A 21,784-nucleotide genomic window follows, 5' to 3' on the forward strand; every position below is an offset into this window, starting at 1 on the left:
CCTCCGGGCGCCGGGGCCGGGTGGCGTTGTAGGCTGGGGAAACCGCCCTTGACCTGTGCATACGCAGGCAGGGAGCTGAGATTGGGGAGTTTTTCCATGCTGCGCACCATGTTCAAGTCCAAGATCCATCGTGCCACCGTCACCCAGGCCGACCTGCACTACGTGGGATCGGTCACCGTCGACGCGGAGCTGATGGAGGCGGCCGACCTGCTCCCGGGTGAGCTGGTGCACATCGTGGACATCACCAACGGCGCGCGGCTGGAGACCTACGTCATCGAGGGCGAGCGGGGCTCCGGGGTCATCGGGATCAACGGAGCCGCCGCCCATCTGGTGCACCCCGGCGACCTGGTCATCCTGATCAGCTACGCGCAGGTCGACGACGCCGAGGCGCGTGCCCTCGTACCCGCCGTCGTCCATGTCGACGCCGGCAACCGGATCGTGGAGCTGGGCGCCGACCCGGCCGCCCCGGTACCGGGGAGCGACACGGTACGGCCCCCGCACGCCAGGGCCTGAAGGCGCGGCCGTCCGGTGGCGGGGAGAGGATGGCGTCATGTCAGAGACCCCTTCCGGCGCCACCTCCTCCGCCGCCCCCGCTCCCGACATCCGTGACAACCGCCCGCAGGGGCTGTTGGAGGCGTACGACGGGACCGCGGTCACCGGCCGCATCGCCTACTTCGTCCTCGACGGGGACCCGGCCGCCCTCGTCCCCGTGCACACGGTCGTGGAACCGGCGCACGAGGGCAAGGGCATCGCCGGGGCCCTGGTCCGGCGCTTCTACGCCATCGCCGCCGACGAGGGCGTCCCGGTCGTGCCGCTGTGCCCGTACGCCGTGAAGTGGGCCCAGCGCCACCCCGACGAGGCCCCGGTGCCGCCGAAGGAGCTGGTGGCCGAGGCGGTACGGCAGCTGACGGCGCGGCCGGACCGCTGGTGACCGAAAGCTGGTGACCGGCCGGTGGACCGCCTGGCGCGACGGCCGGCCGGGCCTGTTCACTGACGGCATGATCGTTCTGCTGCATACCTCGCCCGTCCACGTGCCCGTGTTCGACGCTCTCCGCGACCGGTACCACCCCGGCACGGAGCTGCGCCATGTCGTCGGCGCCGAACTCCTCGACCGGGCCGTGGCCGAGGGGCCCGGGGCCGTCGCGCCCCGGGTGGCGGAGCTGATCGCCGAGGCCGCCGCCGCGGGGGCCGGGAGCGTGCTCTGCACCTGCTCCACCCTGGGCGCGGTGGCCGAGACGGCGGGAGCCGCGCACGGACTCCCGGTGCTGCGGGTCGACCGGCCGATGGCGGCGCGGGCGGCCCGGGAGGAGCGGATCGTGGTGCTCGCGGCGCTGGCGAGCACCCTGGAGCCGACGGCCGCGCTGATCCACGAGGAGGCCGCCCGGGCCGGGCGGGCCGCCGCCCGCGTGCGGACCGTCCTGGTGGACGGCGCCTGGGAGCTGTTCGCGGCCGGCGACCGGGACGGCTACCTCGACCGGGTGGCCGCCGCCGTCACCGCCGTGCGGGACGCCGATGTGATCGTCCTGGCCCAGGCGTCCATGGCGGACGCCGCCGACCGGGCCACGACCGCCGTGCCGGTGCTCGCGAGTCCCCGGACCGGCCTGGCCGCCGCCGTACGGGCCGGGACGGCCGGTCAGACGCGCGTACGGGCCCGGGCGCGGCGCGCGTGATGTGCGTACGGGCCCGGGTATGACACGCGAGTACGCCCCGGGCGGGCCCCGGCCGCTCCGCCGTCGGGCAGGCATTCCGGTCCGCCCCTCCCGCGCGCGGTGCCCGGCGGGCCGGGGCAGAGTGGGACCGTACGTCCCCGGAGCCCGGAGGCCCCGTATGACCCAGCCGCCGCCCGTACCGCCCACGCCCGCGCCGCCGACGCACCCGCCCATCCCCGACCCGGGGCCGCTGCCCGGTCCCGTGCCGACGCCCTCGCCGCCGCCGGTGCCCACGCCCGACCCCCTGCCCCGGCCGCCGTCGCCGGACCGGGATCCCGCTCCGGAGCCCGAGCCCGCCCCCGGACCCGCCTGACGGCCGGGGGCGGCGGGCGGGCCGGAGGCCGGTCAGCCGGTGGAGACCTCCGAGCGGTCACCGCCCCACAGCGTGTGGAACGACCCCTCGCGGTCGGTGCGCCGATAGGTGTGCGCGCCGAAGAAGTCCCGCTGCCCCTGGGTGAGCGCCGCCGGCAGCCGGGGCGCGCGCAGGGCGTCGTAGTAGGCGAGCGCCGCCGAGAAGCCCGGCGTCGGCACCCCCTGGCGCGCGGCCGTCGCGACCACCTCGCGCCAGTCGTCCTGGGCCGCCCCGATCTCCTCGGCGAACCCCTTGTCCGACAGCAGGCTCGGCAGATCGCTCCGCTGGGCGTACGCGCTGGTGATCCGGTCCAGGAAGGCCGCCCGGATGATGCACCCCGCCCGCCAGATGGACGCCACCGAGCCCAGGTCGATGTCCCAGTCGTAGGTCTCGCTGCCGGCCTGGATCTGGTGGAAGCCCTGCGTATACGAGACGATCTTGGACGCGTACAGCGCCTGCTCGACCCGGGCGGCGAACCGCTCCGCCGCCGCGCCGTCCAGCGGCTCGGGCACCGGCCCCGGCAGCTCCCGGGAGGCGGCCCGCAGCGCGCCGTGGCCCGAGACCGAGCGGGCGAAGACCGCCTCGGCGATGCCGGAGACCGGGACCCCGAGGTCGAGCGCGATCTGCACGGTCCAGCGGCCCGTGCCCTTCTGCTCCGCCTGGTCGGCGACGATGTCGACGAAGGGTTTCCCGGTCGCCGCGTCCGTGTGCGCGAGGACTTCCGCCGTGATCTCGATGAGATACGAGTCGAGCCTGCCCCGGTTCCAGGTGCGGAAGGTCTCCGCGATCCGGGCGGGGGAGTAGCCCGCGACCGAGCGCAGCAGATGGTAGGCCTCGGCGATCAGCTGCATATCGGCGTATTCAATGCCGTTGTGGACCATTTTCACGAAATGGCCGGCGCCGTCGGGGCCGATATGCGCGACGGTGGGTGCGCCGTCGTCCGCCTTGGCCGCGATTCTCTCCAGCAGCGGTCCGAGGGACACGTACGACTCGGCGGAGCCGCCGGGCATGATGCTGGGCCCGTGCAGCGCGCCCTCCTCGCCACCGGAGATACCCACCCCAACAAAGTGGATTCCGCGCTTCCGGAGTTCCTTCTCGCGTCGGCGGGTGTCCGCGAAATGGGCGTTGCCGCCGTCGATGACGACATCGCCCTCGTCGAGCAACGGCGCGAACTCCTCGATCACCGCGTCCGTCGGCTCACCCGCCTTGACCATGATCACCAGCCGCCGGGGGCGCTCCAGGGCGGCCACGAACTCCTCCGCCGTGCCCGCCGGGACGAAGTCGCCCTCGTCGCCGAACTCCTCGACCAGCGCCCGTGTCCGAGCCCCGGTCCGGTTGTGCACGGCGACCGTGAAGCCGTTGCGGGCGAAGTTCCGGGCCAGGTTGCGGCCCATCACCGCGAGTCCTGTGACACCGATCTGGGCTGTTCCGCTCATGCGTACGCTCCTGGCTGTCCTGGCTGTCGTGGCTGCGTCGCGGCACCTCCCCCGGGGGAGGGCGCCCCGTACTGGTCCTCGTACCGATCCTCAAGTCCGCCGGGGCCCCGCGCATTCCGGGAGACGGGTGGTCCCGGCCGTCCGGCGGCCCCCGGCGCACGCTACCCGCCCCGGCCCGGGCCCCGCTGGAGCCCGCCGCGCGCCCCGCGGCGGTGACCCCGTCCGGCCCGGAACCGCCGGGCCCGTTCTTCCCGTCTGCATCGGTGCGCCTCCATTGAGCCCTTGTCACCGTCCAATTCGAGCATTTAAGTTGACCGCTGGACGTGACCTGCTCGCAATGTGACATACCTGTTCAGTGGGGGAGTCTCACATGACCGCAACCGGTCGGCACCGTAAATACCAGCCGAGCCGATTCAATCGTGCCTCTCTCACCATCACCGCGGGCGGCGCGGGAATGGCGCTGCCGCTCATCGGCGCGGGCAGCGCGCACGCCGCCTCGGTGGACACCTGGGAGAAGGTGGCGGCCTGTGAGTCCACCAACCAGTGGAAGATCAATACGGGGAACGGGTATTTCGGCGGCCTCCAGTTCACCCAGTCCACCTGGGAGGCGTACGGCGGCCGGGAGTACGCCCCCCGTGCCGACCTCGCCAGCAGGGACCAGCAGATCGCCGTCGCCGAGCGGGTGCTGCGGGCGCAGGGCCCGGCGGCCTGGCCGAGCTGCTCCACCAAGGCGGGGCTGACCCGCGGCGGCGACTCGCCCGACATCACGCCGCAGGGGACCCGGGCCGCCCAGGACGAGCGGGGCGACCGCGCCGACCGCCGGACCGGTCAGGGCACGGGCGACCAGCGTGGCGCCGTACAGCAGCGGAAGGCCCCGCAGCAACGGGTGTCGCCGACCACGGTCCCCACCCAGCGTGAGGGCTATACCGTCGCCCGCGGCGACTCGCTCTCCGGGATCGCCCAGGACAAGCAGGTCAGAGGCGGCTGGCAGCAGCTGTGGGCGCAGAACAGGACAGAGGTCGGCTCCGACCCGGATCTGATCCACCCCGGCCAGCGGCTGGTGATCCGGATGGCGGCCAAGGCGCCGGCCCCGGCGGACGCCCCCCGCACGACCGAGCCGAAACGGCAGGCCCCGCAGGCCGGCGGGAAGAAGCAGGCCCCCCGGGCCACACCGGACCGGCAGGCTCCGCAGCGCGGGCAGCAGAAGGCCCCGCAGACGGCTCCCCAGCAGAAGAAGGCGTCCCCGGAGAAGGCCGCGCCGAAGAAGCGGGTGCCCCAGCAGCAGACCCCCAAGGCGCGCAAGCCGCAGTCCAAGCCGGGCACCCAGCAGGTCAGCGCCGAGCGCCCGGCGCGCGCCGGCGGGCTGAGCGCGCCCGTGGCCGCGGGCACCGGCACCCCGTACCGCAAGGCGGGATCCGCCTGGTCCAGCGGCTATCACACCGGCGTCGACTTCCCGGTGCCCACCGGTACCCCGGTCCGGTCGGTGGCCACCGGCCGGGTGGTCTCGGCGGGCTGGGCCGGCTCGTACGGCTATCAGGTGATCATCCGGCACCTGGACGGGCGGTACAGCCAGTACGCGCACCTCTCCGCGCTCGCGGTCCGCTCCGGGCAGGAGGTCGCCTCCGGTCAGCGGATCGCGCGGTCGGGCTCCACGGGCAACAGCTCGGGCCCGCATCTCCACTTCGAGATCAGGACCGGACCCGGCTACGGCTCCGACATCGACCCGCTCGCCTACCTCCGCGCGGGAGGCGTCTCGCTCTGAACCGGCGCGGCCGGGGCGGGCAGCAGGACGGGCAGCCCCGGCAGAGCGGCCAGGGACGTTGCCGCGGTGGAGCCGATGACCAGCCGGAACACCCGTTCCGGCCGCACGGTCCCGGCCGTGTGCCGGGCCCCGGGCCGATGCCACGGAGCCGGGCCGGGCAGGGCCGGCGCGGAGGGGGCCGGGACGGCATCGGCGGGCCGGGCGGGCGCTGCGGCCCCAGGACCAGGACCGGGACCGGGACCGGAGACGGACTCCCGGACGAGGACGCCCTGCGTGGCGGGCACCCCGGGAATCCCGTCCGCCCCGGGAGCCCCACCGGCCCCGGGGACGGATCCGCCGGCCGGCGCGGGGACCCGGATCCCCGCGGGGGAGCCGTCCTCCTCGTGCCCGTCCTCCTCGCGGGCTTCCTCCTCCGACGCCTCAAGGCGTTCCCGGGTGAGCAGGACCAGGCCGTACGCGGTCACCGCGCCGAAGGCCACCGCCACCACCGCGCCGAGGACACCGAAGCGGAAGCTCTCGCCGAACATCGTGATGCCGACCACGGCCGAGACGACCGGGTTTGACACCGTGACGGTGGCCAGCGGGGCCGCGAGGCCCGCGCCCCGGTAGGACGCCTGCGAGAGCAGCAGACCGGCGACCGCGAGCACCGCGATCACGACCAGGCTGGTCCACTGGGCCACCGGCCGGGACCACTCCCAGTCCACCGCGACCGTCTTGGTGACCACGGAGGCGATACCGAAGGCCGTACCCGCCGCCGTCGCCAGCAGCACACTGCGCAGGACCGGCCGGGCGACGGTCTGCGCGACCAGGAAGAGCAGGGCCACCGCGCCGAGGGTCACCGCCGTGAGCACCCCGCGCGGACCGTTGCCCAGCGTGTGCGACCCGGTGTCCCCAGAGACCGCGAGCAGCCCCGCGAGACCGACCGTCGCCATGAGCGCGCCGCGCCAGGCCGTCGACCCCGCCCGGCGCCCCACGAAGAGCGCGGCCATCGGCAGCGCGAAGACGATGGTCAGCGCGCCGAGCGGCTGCACCACGCTCAGCGGCCCATAGGCCAGCGCCACCACGTGCAGGACCGCGCCCACCCCGTTCAGCAGGACCGCGCACCACCATCCGGCGTGCTGCAAGGGGGCGTACGGACGGGCGGGCACGGCTGCGGCGACACGCTCCTGCACGATGGCCCCGGCCGCGTAGGCGACCGCGGAGACCAGGGACAGCAGCAGGGCCGACACTAGGGAACTCATAGGAACCACGATCTCCTCGTTCGGCCGTCACGTCGTCGTCCTTGAGCAGGCAATTGGACGTACTGCCGACGGAGTACGAGGGTAGGCCAGAAGTCTCACGCGCGACGTTCGACCAGGTCAGAGGGGGGAGAAGAAAGCCGTAACGGATCGGGGTGATTCCGGAGTGCCACCTTCGAGTGATAAGTGATACGTGATAAGCGGCAGGGGGACGGGTGACGGACGCACAACGGACACGACGGAGAGGGACCGGACCGGTGGATCTGCGGGAGCTGTGCTCGATGGGCGGCTTCTTCGCCCTGCGGACGTCGGCGGACGCGCCCCCGGAGCCGGGCGGCGCCGGCGACGGCACGCCGCGACCCCCCGCCGACGACAGGGATGACACCCCGCGACCCCCCGCCGGCGACGGCGACGGCACCCCACGACCCCCCGCCGGGTCCGCCCCGCTCGCCCTCCTCCACGCCGGTGACCTCACCCCCCTCACCCGCCGGGTCGACCTCGTCGCCGCCCGTCACGAACCCCGCGAACGCCGGGTCGCCGCCTCCATCGCCCAGCTCGGCCTCGCCGCCCGCCTCTGGTCGATCGCCCTCGGCTGCGCCGCGCTCCACGGCCGCGTCCCGGAGCTGGATCCGGCCCGCCTGTACTGGTCGCCCCTGGCGAGCACCCCCGACGACCTGTGGCTGGACTGTTCCGGCGGCGGCCCGCGCACCCTGCCCGCCACCGTCGACACCCTCCGCGCGACCGTCCAGGACACCCATCTCGTCCCGCTCGCCGCCGCCCTGCGCCAGGACACCCGGATCGCCGAACGGCTCCTGTGGGGCAACGCCGGCTCCGCCCTCGCCGGGGCCGTGCGCCAGCTCGACACCTGGGCCCGGGAGCACCGGCGCCCCGAGGTCGCCGGGCGCGCCGCCGCCCTCGCCGCCGGTCTGTTCACCGGCCCCGGCCTCGTCGGCACGGTCCGGGGCCCCGCGCTGCGGCGCACCACCTGCTGCCTCTACTACCGGGCCCCGCGCGGCGGCCTCTGCGGCGACTGCGTCTTCGACCGGCCCCCGGCGCACGGCCGCCCCTGACCCGCCGCACACCGGGCGGCGGGCCAGGGGCGCCCCCGCGCGAACGGCCGCCGCAGACCCGCGAACGCGGTCTTCCCCCGGCGCCCCCCGGTGGGTGACCATCGGGGGGTGAAGGTGGGACTGCTCACTCGCGAATACCCTCCGGATGTGCGCGGGAGCGCCGGAGCACATGTGGAGTTCCTGGCCAGGGAGCTGCGTCCGCGCATGGACCTGGAGGTCCACTGCTGGGGGGAGGGCGAGGCCGAGGGCCTGCTGCGCCACCAGCCCGCCACCGTGCTCGCCGGAGCCGACGACGCGCTGCGCGCCCTCTCCGTCGACCTGGCGATGGCCGCCGAGCTGGCGGGCCGCGAGCTGGTCCACTCCCACACCTGGTACGCGGGGCTCGCCGGCCACCTCGCCAAGCTCCTCTACGGCATCCCGCACATCATGACCGCCCACTCCCTGGAGCCGCTGCGCCCCTGGCCGGCCGGGGAGCGCGGCGGCGGGTACGCCCTCTCCCGCTGGGCCGAGCGCGTCGCGATGGAGGGGGCGGACGCGGTCGTCGCCCTCTCACGCCGGATGCGCGAGGACATCCTCACCGCCTATCCGGCGCTCGACCCGGCCACCGTCCGGACCATCCCCGGCGGCATCGACACCCTGCTCTACCGGCCCGACCACGACACCGAGGCCCTGGACCGGATAGGCCTCGACCCGGAGCGCCCCTTCGCGCTCTTCGTCGGGCGGATCGCCCGCGAGAAGGGGGTGGCGCACCTGCTGCGCGCGGCCCGGATGTTCGACCCGGAGGCGCAGCTCGTGCTCTGCGGGAGCGAGCGGACGGCGGCCGGCGACCCCGGGCCGGACGCCGGGGTCCGGGAGCTTTTCGACGCGCTGCGGCAGGAGCGGGACGGGGTGCACTGGGTGACCCGGCCGCTGCCCAGGCCCCGGCTGATCCAGCTCCTCACCCATGCCGCCGTGGTGGTCTGCCCCTCGCGGTACGAGCCGCTGGGCACGGTGGCACTGGAGGCGATGGCCTGCGGTACGGCGGTCGTGGCCGCCGCCGTCGGCGGGCTGCCCGAGGTGGTCGACGACGGCACCACGGGCCTGCTCGTGCCCTGGGCGCCGGACCGCCCGGAAGCCTTCGAGGCGGCGCTCACCCAGGCGGTGAACCGGGTGCTCGACGACCCCGTACAGGCGGTCAGGATGGGCGCGGCGGGCCGCCAGCGCGCGGTCCGGGAGTTCGGCTGGGACCAGGTGGGCAAGCGGACCTTCGAGCTGTACGAGGAGCTGCTGACCCGGCCGCGCCGCGGCCGCGCCTGAGCACCGTGCCCCGTGCGCTCCCGCGCCCGAGCACCCCTGCCCGACCCGGTCCGGCCGCCCGGGAGCAGGGCCCCCACCCGCCGTATTTGGCCCTCCCTCCCGCCCTGAAGTAAAGTCGCGCTTTTGAAAACCCCAGCCGAACGCCAGGTCCGGGCTGGTGGACGGCTCGTGAGTGATCGAGGAACACAGCGCCATGACGGTGACAGAGGACAGCCCCACGTACGGCCCCGGCATCGACCCGGAGCGGCTGGCCATCTGCCTGAGCGTGCTCGACGAGCTGGACGAGCTGGACGTCGACCACCCGGACGCCATCACCGTGCGCCGTGCCACCGCCGGGATCTACCGCACCGTGAAGCAGCGCCGCCGCCAGGAGCGCCGCGCCGCCAAGACCGCCCACGACCGGGCGGTCACCGAGGCCACCGCGACCGGCTCCGCCGAGCGGATCGACGACGAGACCGAGGGGCTGCTGCCCTCCTCCTCCGCCCAGGGGGAGATCGCGGGCATACTCCAGCGCCCCCGGTCCTGCTATGTCTGCAAGACCCGCTATGTCGAGGTCGACGCCTTCTACCACCAGCTCTGCCCGGACTGCGCCATCGAGAACCGCGCCCGCCGGGACGCCCGTACCGACCTCACCGGGCGGCGCGCGCTGCTCACCGGCGGCCGGGCCAAGATCGGCATGTACATCGCGCTGCGGCTGCTGCGGGACGGCGCCCACACCACCATCACGACCCGCTTCCCGAACGACGCCATCCGCCGCTTCAAGGCGATGCCGGACAGCGACGAGTGGATCCACCGGCTCAAGATCGTCGGTATCGACCTCCGCGACCCGGCGCAGGTCGTCGCGCTCACCGACGCGGTCGCGGCCGAGGGCCCGCTCGACATCCTGATCAACAACGCCGCGCAGACGGTCCGCCGCTCGCCCGGCGCCTACCGGGAGCTGGTCGCGGCCGAGTCCGCCCCGCTGCCCGCCGGCGAGCTGCCGGCCGCCCACGTCATCGGCGGCTTCGGCAGCGGCTCCGTGGACTCCGTCGCCGCGCTGCCCGCCGCCCGGCGCGAGGGGCTGACCGCCCAGGACGTCACCGGACTCGCGCTGGTCTCCGGCTCCGCCACCCCGGCCCGGATCGAGGCGGGCACCGCCATCGACGCCGGCGGCCTGGTGCCCGACCTGCACGACACCAACAGCTGGGTGCAGACGGTCTCCGAGGTGGACCCGGTCGAACTCCTCGAAGTGCAGCTCTGCAACTCCACCGCGCCCTTCATCCTGATCAGCCGGCTCCGCCCGGCGATGGCCGCGGCCGGCCGCCGCTCCTACGTGGTGAACGTCTCCGCGATGGAGGGCGTCTTCAGCCGCGGCTACAAGGGCGCGGGCCACCCGCACACCAACATGGCCAAGGCCGCGCTGAACATGCTCACCCGCACCAGCGCCCAGGAGATGTTCGAGAGCGACGGCATCCTCATGACCGCCGTCGACACCGGCTGGATCACCGACGAGCGGCCGCACCCGGACAAGATGCGCCTCGCCGACGAGGGCTTCCACGCCCCGCTCGACCTCGTGGACGGCGCCGCCCGCGTCTACGACCCCATCGTGCGCGGCGAGGCGGGCGAGGACCTGTACGGCTGCTTCCTCAAGGACTACCGCCCGGCCAACTGGTAGACACCGGCGGGCCGGAGAAGGCCAGCGGTCCCCACGGGGCACGGGCGCGGGTCGCCCGTGCCCCGTCCGTCGTCCTGGCACCCCGTGCCCCCGGACCCCCGTATATCGCGACCCTCCGTGACATCCGGCACGGAGGGTCATCCCGCCGTGATGGCGCCCGCCACCGGAACGAGGGGAAACCACCCGGTCGGCTGCCCGCCCCTCAGCCGTACGGACTCCGGCGGCCGTTACTCCATCCGGGTGGATCCGCACTGGAGTACCGCGTCCCCAACGCCCCTTTCCGCACCGCCGGTTGTGCGTGATTTAGCAGAATGCAAGTTCCCATCGAGCGGGGCTTTGCTCATGTGGTTAGTCTGGTGGGCACGGACGCACCCAAAGGGGCCACAACACCCCTGGGGCCGTTCTGGGACAGGTCCGCAACCGGGCCGCGGTCCCGCCAGAAAGCCGGCGCCACCGCGACCGAAACGTCTCCGTCCCAGGTACGCGACACAGAGGAGTGCGCGGTGACAACTGAACCAAAGAAGTACGACCAACTCCCGCCCGAACGCTACGGCGAGAGAACCCGCCGGCCCGACACCCTGGGCAGCCTGGAAGTGTGGGCCCGGTCCGCGCCCATCCGGCTCGCGGGGTACGAGGAAGACCTGGCCGAGCCGCATATTCTCCAAGGCATCGACTGAGAACGTACGATCGCCTCCCCGTGCCCTCCGTCACCGACGGGGGGCACGTCCGGGTACGGAGCTGCCCGCGTCGTCCTCCGGATACAGCAGCCGCTGCGCCTCGGCCAGCGACGGGACCAGCGCATAGGGCTCCCAGATGTGCCCGTTCCAGCGCTCGATGACCCGGGGCGCCTCCGGCCTCAGATGCGCCCCCCGCGGCCCCGGCCCCTCCACGACCGGCACGGCACGCAGCCGCCCGATCTTCGCGTCACGGCGTTCCGCCCACACTGACAGCGGTTCGTCGTCCATGGTGCGGTCCCCAAGCGTTGCGATGCGGCTCTGTGCACAGGAGGGTAGCGGCCGGCGCCCCCCGGCAGAGCCCTCATGGGCCCAAGATCCGTCAGACAGGCCCTAGCCGTGTCGGCCGGAGGAAGTCCCGGACGAAGGTCCGCTCCCAGATCGCCCCGGTGGCCCGCAACTCCCCCCAGGTGGTGAAGCGGTAGCGGTAGAGCCGGGCCCGGACGTACACCGGCGGCGCACCGGGAAACGGGTTCCGGGCCAGCAGCCGCAGGGTGTCCCGGTCGCCCGTCAGCAGCCGTTCCACGAACGGCCCGAACCAGGAACGGGCGTACGCGGGGGACAGCGCCGCGAACCACATCAGCCAGTCGAGCCGCAGATGGTACGGGGCGAACTGGCGCGGCAGCCGCCGCACATCGGTGGGCTTGCCCCGGAAGCCGTACTCCCGCCACACCGTCCCCGGGTGCAGCCGCGTCTCGTCGGTGCCCTCCACCACGACCTCGAAGCGGATCCGGCTCACCGTCCCGAACGCCCCGTACGCGTTGACCAGGTGGAGCGGATCGTACGAACGGTTCATCGCCTGCCGCCGTGAGAACAGATTGCGTGCCGGGCGCAGGCTCAGCACCAGCAGCCCGGCGGCGACGACCGACACCGTCACCACGTACCAGAGCGGCGCGGCCGGCGGCTTTGGCCCCCGCGCGAGGAGCGAGCCGTCCACCACGGAGAGGGCGAGCGCGATCGTCAGCCAGTTCAGCCAGGCGAAGTTGCCGGAGAGCACCAGCCACAGCTGGGTCACCACCATCGCCCCCGCCGCCACGGTGGCGACGGGCTGCGGAGCGAAGAGGAAGAAGGGCAGCACCAGCTGGGTGACATGGCTCGCCGCCACCTCCGCGCGGTGCACCGGCCGGGGCAGCCGGTGGAAGAACCAGCTCAGCGGGCCCGGCATCGGCTGCGTCTCGTGGTGGTACTGGAGACAGGTCAGATCGCGCCAGCAGGAGTCGCCCCGGATCTTGATCAGCCCCGCGCCCAGCTCCACCCGGAACAGCACCCAGCGCAGCAGCAGGAGGACCAGCACCGGCGGCGCGGTGCGCTCGTTGCCGAGGAAGACCGCGAGGAAACCGGCCTCAAGCAGCAGGGACTCCCAGCCGAACGCGTACCAGGTCTGCCCGACGTTCACGATCGACAGATACAGCGCCCACAGCACCGCCCACCAGGCCATGGCCACCGCGAGCGGCAGCCGGTCCGCCGCGCCCGCGACCAGGACGGCGGAGAGGGCCACGCCCGTCCAGGCGCAGCCCGCGAAGAGCCGGTCCGAGTAGCGCCAGTGGAACAGGCTCGGCGCGTCCCGGAACGGCACCCGGCGGACGAAGGCCGGGACGGGGAGCATGCCCCGCTCGCCGATGAGCGCCCGGAACTGGAGGGCGGCCGTCAGGAAGGCGACCACGTAGACGGCGGCCAGGGCCCGCTGGAAGACCAGCCGGCTCAGCCAGTAGCCGCTGTCGCCGAACCACTCCATCGCCCTCCAGTATCACCGAGGGCGGCGACTCGTCGCACACGGTGACCGATTCTGGGCGTGTCGGCGCCCTTCTCCGCGGGCGGCGCGGACGGCAGGGGGAGCGGCCGGCGGCGGGGGCGCCGGGGGAAAAGGCGCCGACACACCCGATGGAACGCGTTCAAGTGGCGGGGCGGCCCCGGCTCCGGCATCACTGGAGGAATCGATCGCGATCAAGAGGCGGGAGCACGGACGTGGGTCCCAAGCGGCAGGGATGGTCCTCGTCAGGGCGGCGGCGGCCGGGGCCGCCCGGGGCGGCCCCCGGGCGGGAGGGCCGGGAGGGCCGGGAGGGCCGCACCGCCGGGACCCGTACCCGCAGGCCCGGGACCCGTACGCGGCGGCCCGCGACCCGTCCCCCCGCCCCGGAGCCGCGGCCCTCCCTGCGCGGCGTCTGGGTCGCCGCCGCCCTCGCCACCGGGCTCTGTCTGGCGCCCCTGCTCGCGGGCTGCGGGGCGGACCAGGCCCCCGAGGCCACCACCGAGGTACTGCTCCAGCCGGCGGACACCCCCGGTCCGGGCCCCTACACACCCTCCACGGCCCGGGTGCTCGCCGTGCCCGAGCCCCGGGCCGTCGCCGCCGGGGCCCCCGCGCACGGCGCCCCGCTGCGCGGCCAGACCCTCCGTACCGTCTCGGGAGGCACCCCCGGGCTGTACGGCGGGGTCGAGGCCGTCGGCAGCTGTGACACCGGCCGCCTGCTCGACCTGCTGCGCGCGCAGCCGGTGGCGGCCCGCGCCTTCGCCCGGGGCGCCGGGGTCGCCGAGGCCCGCCTGCCCGGCCTGCTGGACGGGCTGACCCCGGTGGTCCTGCGCGCGGACACCCGGGTCGGAGCCCACCACTACCGGGACGGCGCGGACGTGACCCGCCAGGCGGTCCTCCAGGCGGGCACCCCCGTCCTGGTCGACGCGCACGGCATGCCACGGGTCCGCTGCGCCGGCGGGAACCCGCTGAGCCCGCCCGTCGCCGCCCGGGGGCCCGTGGTCCACCGGGGCGCCCCCTGGGCCGGCCACCGGCCCGAGCGGGCCCTCGTGGTCAGGCCCGCCGACCGCGCCCTCGACCGGCTGGTCCTCCTGGACGTGGTGGACGGCTCCTGGATCGAGCGGCGGGTGGGCACCGACGGGGAGCGGGACAGCCGCCCCGACCCGCTGCCGCCGGTCACCGAGGACGACCTCTACAGCTATCCGCCCGCCGGGCCCGCGGCGCCGGAGGAGCCCGCCGCCGCCGAACCGGCTCCTGCGGGCGGCGGGGACACGGTCCCCGGGACCGTCCCCGCGCCGACGGCGGGGAGCGAGCAGGCGGCCCCGGCCGTACCGGCGCCCCCGGACCCGGCCACCGCCGCGGACGGCGACGCCGCGGACCCGGCCACCGAACCGCTGCTCGACGGCGGTGCCGGCGCGGCGGAGACCGAGCTGCTGCTGCCCGTCGGGGAAGAGGAACCGGACGGGACCGTGGGGGAGGAGGCGGCGGAGTCCGCGCCGCGTCCCTGAGCCCCCCTGAGACCCCGGAGACCCCTGTCGGTCCGGGACGACGGACCGACAGTCGAAGAAAACGACAAATGATGACAGAGTGGGCCCATGGTTGACCGGGTAGCAGGGGCCCTGCCGCCACCCGACGACTGGCCGGTGCCCCCGGACGTCAGTCTCTCCCTCAACCGCATGGGCAGCTTCGACTGGGACCTGGCCAGCGGGCTCTGCCACCTGGATCCGACCGCCCTGACCGTGCTCGGACTGGAGCCCGGGGAGTACGACGGCCGCCGCGAGAGCCTGATCGCCCGGATGCCGCCGGAGGAGGCCGTCCGGCTCGACTCCCTGGTGGCCCGCGTCCTCAAGGACGGCAGCGAACACTACGGCGTCTACTTCCGCATCCGCCGCTCCGACGGCACCCTGCGCTGGACCCACACCCAGGGCCGGGTGCACCGGGACGACTCCGGCCTCCCCCGCCGCATCATCGGGATCGTCCGCGACGCCACCGAAGAACTCGCCGACTCTGCCGCCCGGCTGGAAACCGACGCCGCCCGCACCCGCCGGGCCGGCGTCGTCGAGTCCACCACGGCGGCCCTCGCCCACGCCCGTACCGTCCAGGACGTCATCGACGTGCTCCGCGACTCCCACGGCCTCGAACACTTCGGCGCCACCAGCCTGGTCATGGGACTGCTGGAAGCAGGTGGCCGGATCCATCTGGTCGCGGAAGGGCCCCAGGAGGCGTTCGTCCCCGGCACCCGCTACACGCACGTGGACGACCAGTACCCCATGAGCGAGGTGATACGGACCCTCGCCCCCCGGTTCATCGAGTCCCGGGAGGACTTCGCCACCTCGTACCCGCTGCTCTGGCCGCATCTCCAGGGGCTCGGCATCCGGGCCGCGGTCTATCTGCCGCTGATCGCCCAGGCCCGCCCCATCGGCGCGTTCGGACTGCTCTACGACGACCGGACCGGCTTCACCGGGGAGGAACGCGACGTCCTGGTCGCCCTCGGCAGCAGCATCGCGCAGAGCGTCCAGCGGGCCGTCCTCTACGACCAGGAACACGACCTGGCCGAAGGGCTCCAGCAGGCGATGCTGCCCCGCCGGATCCCCGACATCCCCGGCGCGCAGATCGCCGTCCGCTACCGTGCCGCCCGGATGGGCCGGGACATCGGCGGCGACTGGTACGACATCATCGCGCTGCCCGGCGGCCGGGTGGGCGCCGTCATCGGCGACGTCCAGGGCCACGACACGGACGCGGCGGCGGTCATGGGCCAGCTGCGCATCGTGCTCCGGGCCTACGCCGCCGAGGGCCACACCCCCGCGACGGTGATGGCGCGCGCCTCCGTCTTCCTGCACGAACTGGACACCGACCGGTTCGCGACCTGCCTGTACGCCGAGGCCGACCTGTCCACCGGCGTGGTGCAGGTGGTCCGCGCCGGCCATGTCGACCCCCTGCTCCGCGACACCGACGGCAGCTGCCGCAGAATCCCCGTCGACGGAGGGCTGCCACTCGGCCTCTCGGCCGAGTTCGGCCGGCTGGAATACCCCGTCAGCACCGTGGAACTGGACCCCGGACAGACCCTGCTGCTCTACACCGACGGCCTCGTCGAACTCCCCGGCTACGACCTGGACGAAGGCATGCAGCAGCTGACCGACCTGGTCCGGGGCGGCCCGCGCGACCTCCAGCGGCTCGCGGACCGCCTGTGCGACGTCGTCGACGAGCGCGGCGGCGAGGACGACGTCGCCCTCCTGCTGCTGCGCCGCCAGGGGGCCCACGCCCGCGGCGCCGGCGGCCGGCTCCAGCAGCACCTCGACCAGAACGACCCCGACGGGCTCAGCTCCGCCCGGCACATGGTCCGCTCGGCCGCACGGGCCTGGGGCGCGGGGGAGCGGACCGACGACATCGAACTGGCCGCCGACGAACTGATGGTCAACGCCCTCACCCACACCGACGGCGGCGCCACGGTGACGGTCCGGGTCCTCACCGGGCCCCCGCGCCGGCTGCGCGTCGAGGTGGAGGACCGCTCCAGCGCACTGCCCCGGCGGCGCGACGCGGGCGAGTCGGGCGTATCGGGCCGGGGCCTGCTGCTGGTGGACCGGCTGGCCGACGTCTGGGGCGTGGAGTCGCGGGGCAGCGGCAAATGCGTCTGGTGCGAATTCGGGGTCCCGGCCCGCGCCCAGCGTCGCCCCGGCCGGGCGGGCCCCTAGGCCCTCTCTTACGGATCTTGCTGGGGCTCGCGTGCCCTGGCACCGCGCCTCGCCGCGTTGTCGTCAATCGCCGATGCTCCGCAGGGACTCATTCCTCCGCCTTGCGATGCACGGCACCAGACCCCGCTCCCTGACCCAGCCTGATCCGTAAGAAACGACCTAGGCCGTCCATGGGCGCACATGCGCTTTCGAGCCGTTCTCGGCGCCCCTTCAGGCATATTTCTACCGATCGAGAATCAGCCAGTGCATCCTGAATGCAGTGCTTCTGGAAATCCCGCCGGTGCTCTACACGTTCCCGTAACGGGCCATAGGAATGTCAATGGAACTCAAGCAGAAAATAGCGGGGGCCAATGGCGTGTTTTCAGCTAGCTGCGCCTCAGGGCTGCTCACTAAGGTAGCTCACTCCGAAGGTTCACTCCTGCTTCACGGTGACGAGCATTCGTAACCCATTGTCGAACGAAATCGATCTCCAACTTTCACTGATATTTCGCTCGCATATGGATTTCGTGACTCGCTCCAGAAATCGAGGAGTGAGCAGAGACAGGAGGTTGATATGACTCGCACTCGACGCGCTTGGGGAATCTGCGCGGTCATCACGGCACTGGTGGCGGGCTCCACCGCCGCCTCGGCCAGCGCCGCGCCGGACTCGTCCCTGCCGCAAACACCGTCCGTCGCCTTGGGCTGCACGAACCATGCGCATAACAACGGGGATGGTGCGTATGGCAACTCGACCGTCCCTGAGCTGCACCTCCGCAGCGGACCTCACAGCAACTGCCCGATCGTCGGTACCGTCGATCGGAGCTCAAGGCTGAACTGGCACTGCTTCACCGTGAATGAGGTCGGCAACGAGTGGACCTTCCTCGGCATCCACAACACGAACATCTTCGGCTGGGTCTACAACGGGAACCTGACGGGGAGTGGCAGCGAGGTTCGCTGCCGCTAGCCAAGCGTCCAGCACAAAACCGGTTGTCCGGCAGAGCCGGCCGCTTCAGGAGGAAGCCCGTCCCGGTTCACCCCACGCGCTGAGTGACAAAGCAGGAAACCCCGCACCGGGACCGACTCAACCTGGTGCGGGGCCCTGCAATTCACCACCACTCGGGGTCGTCCGGGTCGTTCTCCATGCGCCGGGCCGTCCCGCCGGGGAGGACGGGCCCGGCCCGCGGCTCCACCCCCGCCCGTACCCCGGGCCGGAAACGGCCCCCTGCGTCCGACCGCGCCGCCCGCCGCCTTCTTTCAGGCGGTATTCCGGGCCGTCCGGTGCGCCGCCCCGGGCGCCGGGACAGGAAGTCCACCGTGAGCAGCGACCGTCTCGCCCCACTCGACCTGGCGTTCTGGCATCTGGAGTCCGCCGGGCACCCGATGCACCTCGGGGCCCTCGCCTTCTTCTCGCCCGGCGAAGGCGCCCCGGCGACCCCCGCCACCGGCCCCGAGCTGCTGGAACTGATCGCCGGGCGCGCGGCGGCGATCCCCCGGCTGCGGGCCCGCGTCCGGGACGTCCTGCTGCCCGTCGGCGGCGCCGCCTGGGCGCCCGACCCGGACTTCGACGTCCGGCACCACGTCCGCCATGTCCCCCTGGCCGGAACCGACTTCACCGCCCGTGCCGTCGCCCTCGCCGGGCACCTGATGGAACGCCCCCTCGAACGGTCCCGCCCGCTGTGGGAGACCCATCTGCTCACCCAGGGCGGCGACGGCCCCGCCGACGGCTCCTTCGCGGTACTCGCCAAGTTCCACCACGCCCTCGCCGACGGCATGCGCGCCACCGCCCTCGGCGCCGGGCTCCTCGACGGGACCGCCCCCGCCGGGCCGCGCCCGCGCACCGACCCGCCCGCGCCGCCCGACCCGCTCACCGCACCCCTCCGGCTCGCCGGCCGGGCCCGGGACCACGCCGCCGCCCTCGGCCGGGCCGCCCTCGTCGGGACCGCCGTGCTGCGTGCCGGGCGGCTCGGACCGCCCGCCCACCGCGCGCTCACCGCCGCGCCCAGCGGCACCCGGCGGATCGCCACCGCCGTGCTCGACCTGGAGGACGTGCGGCGGGTCCGCAAGGCCGCCGGTGGCACCGCCAACGACATCCTGCTCACGGTCGTGGCCGGGGCGTTGCGCCGGTGGGCCCGTGAGCGCGGCGAACCGCTGCCCGCCGCCGGGGACCCGCGGGCCCTGGTCCCCGTCTCCCGGCACCGCCCCGGCGATCCGCCCGGCTCCGGCAACAGCCTCTCCGGATATCTGCTGGAGCTGCCCACCGGGGAGGACGACCCGGGGGCGCGCCTGGCCGCCGTCCGGCGGACCATGGACCGCAACCGCGCCGCCGGACCCCTGCGCGGCGCGGGAGCGGTGGCCCTCCTCGCCGACCGGATCCCGCCCCTCGCCCACCGCTACGGCACGCCGTTCGCCGGTGCCGCCGCCCGGCTCCTGTTCGACGTCCTCGTCACCACCGTCCCGCTGCCGCGCGGCACCCTCTCCCTCGGCGGCCACCCGCTCACCGCGCTCCACCCCCTGGCCCCGCTCGCCCGGGGCCAGTCGCTCGCCGTCGCGATGACCCCGTACGACGGACAGGTGTACGCGGGGCTGGTCGCCGACGGCGAGGCGGTGCCCGATCTGGACCGGCTCGCCTGGAGCCTCGGTGAGGAACTGGTGGAACTGCTGGACCGGACCCTCGCCTGACGCCGGCCCCGCTGAACCGCCCTGGCCTCCCCGTACGTGCCCCGAGGACACCGGTGCCCCCGCAGAGGTCGGACGGATCGGGGCCGTCGACAGCTCTTTTGGCCCCCGCCGGTGTTGACGGCCCCCAGCGATCCGATGACCATACGTCCTGATCCGCCGACGAGAAGCAGGGAGGCCGTCCGGGATGCGACGGAACACCCTCGGCCGCACGACGGTCGAGACCACCGAACTCGGCTTCGGCGGAGCGGGGATCGGCAACCTCTACACCCCCGTCGACCCCGGGGACGCGGCCGCCGCCGTGGACACCGCCTGGGAGTGCGGGGTCCGCGCCTTCGACACCGCCCCCCACTACGGACTCGGGCTCTCCGAACGCCGCCTCGGCAGCGCCCTGCGCGGCCGCCCCCGGGACGCCTACATCCTCTCCACCAAGGTCGGCCGCGTCCTCGAACCCTGCGCCACCGACGGCACCGACCTGGCCCAGGGCTTCGACGTACCGGCCGACCACCGCCGGATCTGGGACTTCAGCGCCGACGGCGTGAAACGCAGCATCGAGGAGAGCCTGACCCGCCTCGGGCTCGACCGGATCGACGTCGTCTATCTCCACGACCCCGACGACCACGCCGAGCAGGCGTTCCGTGAGGGCTACCCGGCACTGGAACGGCTGCGCTCCGAAGGGGTCGTCCGGGCGATCGGCGCGGGAATGAACCAGACCGTCATGCTCACCCGCTTCCTCCGCGACACCGACGCGGACGTGGTGCTCTGCGCCGGCCGTCACACCCTCCTCGACCACAGCGCCCGCGCCGAACTGCTGCCCGAGGCCGCCGCCCGGGGCCGCAGCGTCGTGGTCGGCGGCGTCTTCAACTCCGGCCTCCTGGCCGCCCCCGGCCCCGGCGCGACCTACGACTACCTCCCCGCACCCGAACGGCTGATCACCCGGGCCCGCAGGATCGAGCGGACGGCGGCACGCCACGGCGTACCGCTGCGGGCCGCCGCGCTCCACTACGCACGCTCCCACCCGGCGGTCGCCTGCGCCCTCGTCGGCGTGCGCTCCGCCACCACCATGCGGGACGCCGCCGACCGGCTGGCGGCCCCCGTACCCGCCGCGCTCTGGGACGAGCTGCGCGCCGAAGGGCTGCTCCCCGGGGACGACCCGGTGGGCCGCACCCCCGCCCCGGCGGCCCGCCCCGCAGCGGAAGGAGATGTCCCATGAGGGTGGCCCTGCACACCCGGGTCCGTGCCGACCGCGTGGCCGCGTACGAGGCGGCGCACCGCGAGGTCCCCGAGGAACTGACCGTCGCGATCCGCGCCGCCGGTGTCACCTCGTGGACCATCTGGCGCAGCGGTACGGAACTCTTCCACCTCCTCGACTGCGCCGACTACGGGGCCCTGCTGACCGCGCTGGAACAGCTGCCCGCCAACATCGCCTGGCAGGCCCGGATGGCCCGGTTCCTCGACGTCGCCCACGACTACTCCCCGGAGGGCGCGTCCGCGCCGCTCCCCGTCGTGTGGGAACTGTGAGCCGGCCGTGGACCTCGTCGACGCCCACCACCATGTGTGGGACCTCGCCGTACGGGACCAGGACTGGATCACCGGGCCCGCCCTGGCGCCGATCCGGCGGGACTTCTCCGCCGCCGACCTCGCGGCCGGGGCCCGCCCCGCCGGGGTCGCGGCCACCGTCGTCGTCCAGACCGTCACCGTCGCCGGGGAGACCCCCGAACTGCTCGCCCTCGCCGCCGCCGACGACCTGGTCGCGGGGGTCGTCGGCTGGGTCGACCTCACCGCGCCCGATGTCGCCGACCGCCTCGCCGGGCTGCGGGAACTCCCCGGCGGGGAGTGTCTGTCCGGCATCCGCCACCAGGTCCAGGGCGAGGCCGACCCCCGCTGGCTGCTGCGGCCCGACGTCCAGCGCGGGCTGGCGGCCGTCGCCGCCGCCGGACTCGTCTACGACCTGGTCGTCCTCCCGCACCAGCTGCCGGCGGCGACCGAGGCGGCCGGGCGGCGGCCGGAGCTGACCTTCGTCCTCGACCATCTGGGCAAGCCCCCGGTGGCCGCGCGCGAGCCGGAGCCCTGGGCGGGCCTGCTGCGCGCGCTCGCCGCCCGTCCCAACACCGTGGGAAAGCTCTCCGGCCTGGTCACCGAGGCCACGTGGGACTCCTGGACCACGGACGACCTGCGTCCGTACGCCCGGGTCGCGCTGGACGCCTTCGGGCCGTCCCGGCTGATGTTCGGCTCCGACTGGCCGGTCTGCCTGCTCGCCGCCGACTACGGAGGGGTGCTGGCGGCGGCCCGCGACCTCACCGGCGGGCTGTCCGCGCCGGAACGGGCCGACGTCTTCGGAGCGGTCGCCCGCCGGGTGTACGGTCTGCCGTCGCCGCGCTGACCCCCGGCTGCGCCGGAGCCCTGGGACGCGTACGCGGATCTGCGGCCCCGCCCGCC

General features: G+C 74.2%; 20 protein-coding genes. 16 read left to right on the top strand and 4 right to left on the bottom strand.

Features of this window, described 5'->3' with window-relative positions:
• Positions 1–96: 96 nt before the first annotated feature.
• The 4 genes from panD to SYYSPA8_RS00725 all read left to right on the top strand — a co-directional run bounded on the left by panD (position 97) and on the right by SYYSPA8_RS00725 (position 2,022).
• Positions 97–513: an aspartate 1-decarboxylase gene (panD, locus tag SYYSPA8_RS00710; protein WP_323444883.1), complete on the top strand. Its 417-nt coding sequence runs from the start codon at positions 97–99 to the stop codon at positions 511–513.
• Positions 514–550: 37 nt separating this feature from the next.
• Positions 551–931: a GNAT family N-acetyltransferase gene (locus SYYSPA8_RS00715; RefSeq protein WP_323444884.1), complete on the top strand. Its 381-nt coding sequence runs from the start codon at positions 551–553 to the stop codon at positions 929–931.
• A 67-nt stretch (positions 932–998) separates the two neighbouring features.
• Complete coding sequence (locus tag SYYSPA8_RS00720) at positions 999–1,670, top strand: aspartate/glutamate racemase family protein (RefSeq protein ID WP_323444885.1); 672 nt, start codon at positions 999–1,001, stop codon at positions 1,668–1,670.
• 157 nt (positions 1,671–1,827) lie between these two features.
• The gene (locus SYYSPA8_RS00725; RefSeq protein WP_323444886.1) at positions 1,828–2,022 is read left to right on the top strand and encodes a hypothetical protein; all 195 of its coding nucleotides are present in this window, start codon (positions 1,828–1,830) and stop codon (positions 2,020–2,022) included.
• 32 nt (positions 2,023–2,054) lie between these two features.
• On the opposite strand, the gene gndA is transcribed toward SYYSPA8_RS00725, so the two are convergent.
• Positions 2,055–3,497: an NADP-dependent phosphogluconate dehydrogenase gene (gene gndA, locus SYYSPA8_RS00730; protein WP_323444887.1), complete on the bottom strand. Its 1,443-nt coding sequence runs from the start codon at positions 3,495–3,497 to the stop codon at positions 2,055–2,057.
• Between the two features lie 370 nt (positions 3,498–3,867).
• On the opposite strand from gndA, the gene SYYSPA8_RS00735 reads away from it, so the two are divergent.
• Positions 3,868–5,259 carry a transglycosylase family protein gene (locus SYYSPA8_RS00735; RefSeq protein ID WP_323444888.1) on the top strand — a complete coding sequence of 464 codons (1,392 nt, stop codon included), beginning with the start codon at positions 3,868–3,870 and terminating at the stop codon, positions 5,257–5,259.
• Here SYYSPA8_RS00735 and SYYSPA8_RS00740 read toward each other — a convergent pair.
• Complete coding sequence (locus SYYSPA8_RS00740) at positions 5,229–6,500, bottom strand: DMT family transporter (protein WP_323444889.1); 1,272 nt, start codon at positions 6,498–6,500, stop codon at positions 5,229–5,231. The genes SYYSPA8_RS00735 and SYYSPA8_RS00740 overlap by 31 nt on opposite strands.
• Before the next feature lie 254 nt (positions 6,501–6,754).
• Between SYYSPA8_RS00740 and SYYSPA8_RS00745 the strand changes: the two genes are divergently transcribed.
• The 4 genes from SYYSPA8_RS00745 to SYYSPA8_RS00760 all read left to right on the top strand — a co-directional run bounded on the left by SYYSPA8_RS00745 (position 6,755) and on the right by SYYSPA8_RS00760 (position 11,194).
• Positions 6,755–7,567 (top strand): IucA/IucC family C-terminal-domain containing protein, encoded by an 813-nt coding sequence (locus tag SYYSPA8_RS00745; RefSeq protein WP_323444890.1) that lies wholly within the window; start codon positions 6,755–6,757, stop codon positions 7,565–7,567.
• 108 nt (positions 7,568–7,675) lie between these two features.
• The gene (glgA, locus tag SYYSPA8_RS00750; RefSeq protein ID WP_323444891.1) at positions 7,676–8,863 is read left to right on the top strand and encodes a glycogen synthase; all 1,188 of its coding nucleotides are present in this window, start codon (positions 7,676–7,678) and stop codon (positions 8,861–8,863) included.
• 193 nt (positions 8,864–9,056) lie between these two features.
• Positions 9,057–10,517, top strand: coding sequence for an SDR family NAD(P)-dependent oxidoreductase (locus SYYSPA8_RS00755; protein WP_323444892.1), 1,461 nt, complete (start codon positions 9,057–9,059; stop codon positions 10,515–10,517).
• Positions 10,518–11,020: 503 nt separating this feature from the next.
• Complete coding sequence (locus tag SYYSPA8_RS00760) at positions 11,021–11,194, top strand: hypothetical protein (RefSeq protein ID WP_323444893.1); 174 nt, start codon at positions 11,021–11,023, stop codon at positions 11,192–11,194.
• A gap of 30 nt (positions 11,195–11,224) precedes the next feature.
• Here the strand turns inward: SYYSPA8_RS00760 and SYYSPA8_RS00765 are convergent, their stop codons facing one another.
• Positions 11,225–11,482 carry a DUF6087 family protein gene (locus SYYSPA8_RS00765; protein ID WP_323444894.1) on the bottom strand — a complete coding sequence of 86 codons (258 nt, stop codon included), beginning with the start codon at positions 11,480–11,482 and terminating at the stop codon, positions 11,225–11,227.
• A 91-nt stretch (positions 11,483–11,573) separates the two neighbouring features.
• Positions 11,574–12,986, bottom strand: coding sequence for a lipase maturation factor family protein (locus SYYSPA8_RS00770; protein WP_323444895.1), 1,413 nt, complete (start codon positions 12,984–12,986; stop codon positions 11,574–11,576).
• Between the two features lie 230 nt (positions 12,987–13,216).
• Here SYYSPA8_RS00770 and SYYSPA8_RS00775 point away from each other — a divergent pair, with 230 nt between their 5' ends.
• The 7 genes from SYYSPA8_RS00775 (at position 13,217) to SYYSPA8_RS00805 (ending at position 21,728) form a co-directional block, all read left to right on the top strand.
• The gene (locus SYYSPA8_RS00775) at positions 13,217–14,506 is read left to right on the top strand and encodes a DUF6777 domain-containing protein (RefSeq protein ID WP_323444896.1); all 1,290 of its coding nucleotides are present in this window, start codon (positions 13,217–13,219) and stop codon (positions 14,504–14,506) included.
• A gap of 87 nt (positions 14,507–14,593) precedes the next feature.
• Positions 14,594–16,690 (top strand): SpoIIE family protein phosphatase, encoded by a 2,097-nt coding sequence (locus tag SYYSPA8_RS00780; protein WP_323444897.1) that lies wholly within the window; start codon positions 14,594–14,596, stop codon positions 16,688–16,690.
• 553 nt (positions 16,691–17,243) lie between these two features.
• Positions 17,244–17,633 (top strand): SH3 domain-containing protein, encoded by a 390-nt coding sequence (locus tag SYYSPA8_RS00785; RefSeq protein WP_323444898.1) that lies wholly within the window; start codon positions 17,244–17,246, stop codon positions 17,631–17,633.
• Positions 17,634–17,983: 350 nt separating this feature from the next.
• Entirely contained in the window at positions 17,984–19,348 is a 1,365-nt protein-coding gene (locus tag SYYSPA8_RS00790; protein ID WP_323444899.1) for a wax ester/triacylglycerol synthase family O-acyltransferase, read from the top strand.
• A gap of 184 nt (positions 19,349–19,532) precedes the next feature.
• Positions 19,533–20,558: an aldo/keto reductase gene (locus SYYSPA8_RS00795; protein WP_323444900.1), complete on the top strand. Its 1,026-nt coding sequence runs from the start codon at positions 19,533–19,535 to the stop codon at positions 20,556–20,558.
• Complete coding sequence (locus SYYSPA8_RS00800) at positions 20,555–20,866, top strand: L-rhamnose mutarotase (RefSeq protein WP_323444901.1); 312 nt, start codon at positions 20,555–20,557, stop codon at positions 20,864–20,866. The genes SYYSPA8_RS00795 and SYYSPA8_RS00800 overlap by 4 nt, the downstream gene beginning before the upstream one ends.
• 7 nt (positions 20,867–20,873) lie before the next feature.
• On the top strand, positions 20,874–21,728 hold the full coding sequence (locus SYYSPA8_RS00805; RefSeq protein WP_323444902.1) for an amidohydrolase family protein: 855 nt from the start codon (positions 20,874–20,876) through the stop codon (positions 21,726–21,728).
• Positions 21,729–21,784: the final 56 nt, after the last annotated feature.

It is taken from the genome of Streptomyces yaizuensis (genome assembly GCF_034961445.1).
Lineage (GTDB): Bacteria > Actinomycetota > Actinomycetes > Streptomycetales > Streptomycetaceae > Streptomyces > Streptomyces yaizuensis.

What these genes read in the sequence shown, in the direction of transcription:
- panD (WP_323444883.1), top strand. Translation starts at nt 97, where the DNA reads ATGCTGCGCACCATGTTCAAGTCCAAGATCCATCGTGCCACCGTCACC.
- SYYSPA8_RS00715 (WP_323444884.1), top strand. Translation starts at nt 551, where the DNA reads ATGTCAGAGACCCCTTCCGGCGCCACCTCCTCCGCCGCCCCCGCTCCC.
- SYYSPA8_RS00720 (WP_323444885.1), top strand. Translation starts at nt 999, where the DNA reads ATGATCGTTCTGCTGCATACCTCGCCCGTCCACGTGCCCGTGTTCGAC.
- SYYSPA8_RS00725 (WP_323444886.1), top strand. Translation starts at nt 1,828, where the DNA reads ATGACCCAGCCGCCGCCCGTACCGCCCACGCCCGCGCCGCCGACGCAC.
- gndA (WP_323444887.1), bottom strand. Translation starts at nt 3,497, where the DNA reads ATGAGCGGAACAGCCCAGATCGGTGTCACAGGACTCGCGGTGATGGGC.
- SYYSPA8_RS00735 (WP_323444888.1), top strand. Translation starts at nt 3,868, where the DNA reads ATGACCGCAACCGGTCGGCACCGTAAATACCAGCCGAGCCGATTCAAT.
- SYYSPA8_RS00740 (WP_323444889.1), bottom strand. Translation starts at nt 6,500, where the DNA reads ATGAGTTCCCTAGTGTCGGCCCTGCTGCTGTCCCTGGTCTCCGCGGTC.
- SYYSPA8_RS00755 (WP_323444892.1), top strand. Translation starts at nt 9,057, where the DNA reads ATGACGGTGACAGAGGACAGCCCCACGTACGGCCCCGGCATCGACCCG.
- SYYSPA8_RS00765 (WP_323444894.1), bottom strand. Translation starts at nt 11,482, where the DNA reads ATGGACGACGAACCGCTGTCAGTGTGGGCGGAACGCCGTGACGCGAAG.
- SYYSPA8_RS00770 (WP_323444895.1), bottom strand. Translation starts at nt 12,986, where the DNA reads ATGGAGTGGTTCGGCGACAGCGGCTACTGGCTGAGCCGGCTGGTCTTC.
- SYYSPA8_RS00780 (WP_323444897.1), top strand. Translation starts at nt 14,594, where the DNA reads ATGGTTGACCGGGTAGCAGGGGCCCTGCCGCCACCCGACGACTGGCCG.
- SYYSPA8_RS00785 (WP_323444898.1), top strand. Translation starts at nt 17,244, where the DNA reads ATGACTCGCACTCGACGCGCTTGGGGAATCTGCGCGGTCATCACGGCA.
- SYYSPA8_RS00795 (WP_323444900.1), top strand. Translation starts at nt 19,533, where the DNA reads ATGCGACGGAACACCCTCGGCCGCACGACGGTCGAGACCACCGAACTC.
- SYYSPA8_RS00800 (WP_323444901.1), top strand. Translation starts at nt 20,555, where the DNA reads ATGAGGGTGGCCCTGCACACCCGGGTCCGTGCCGACCGCGTGGCCGCG.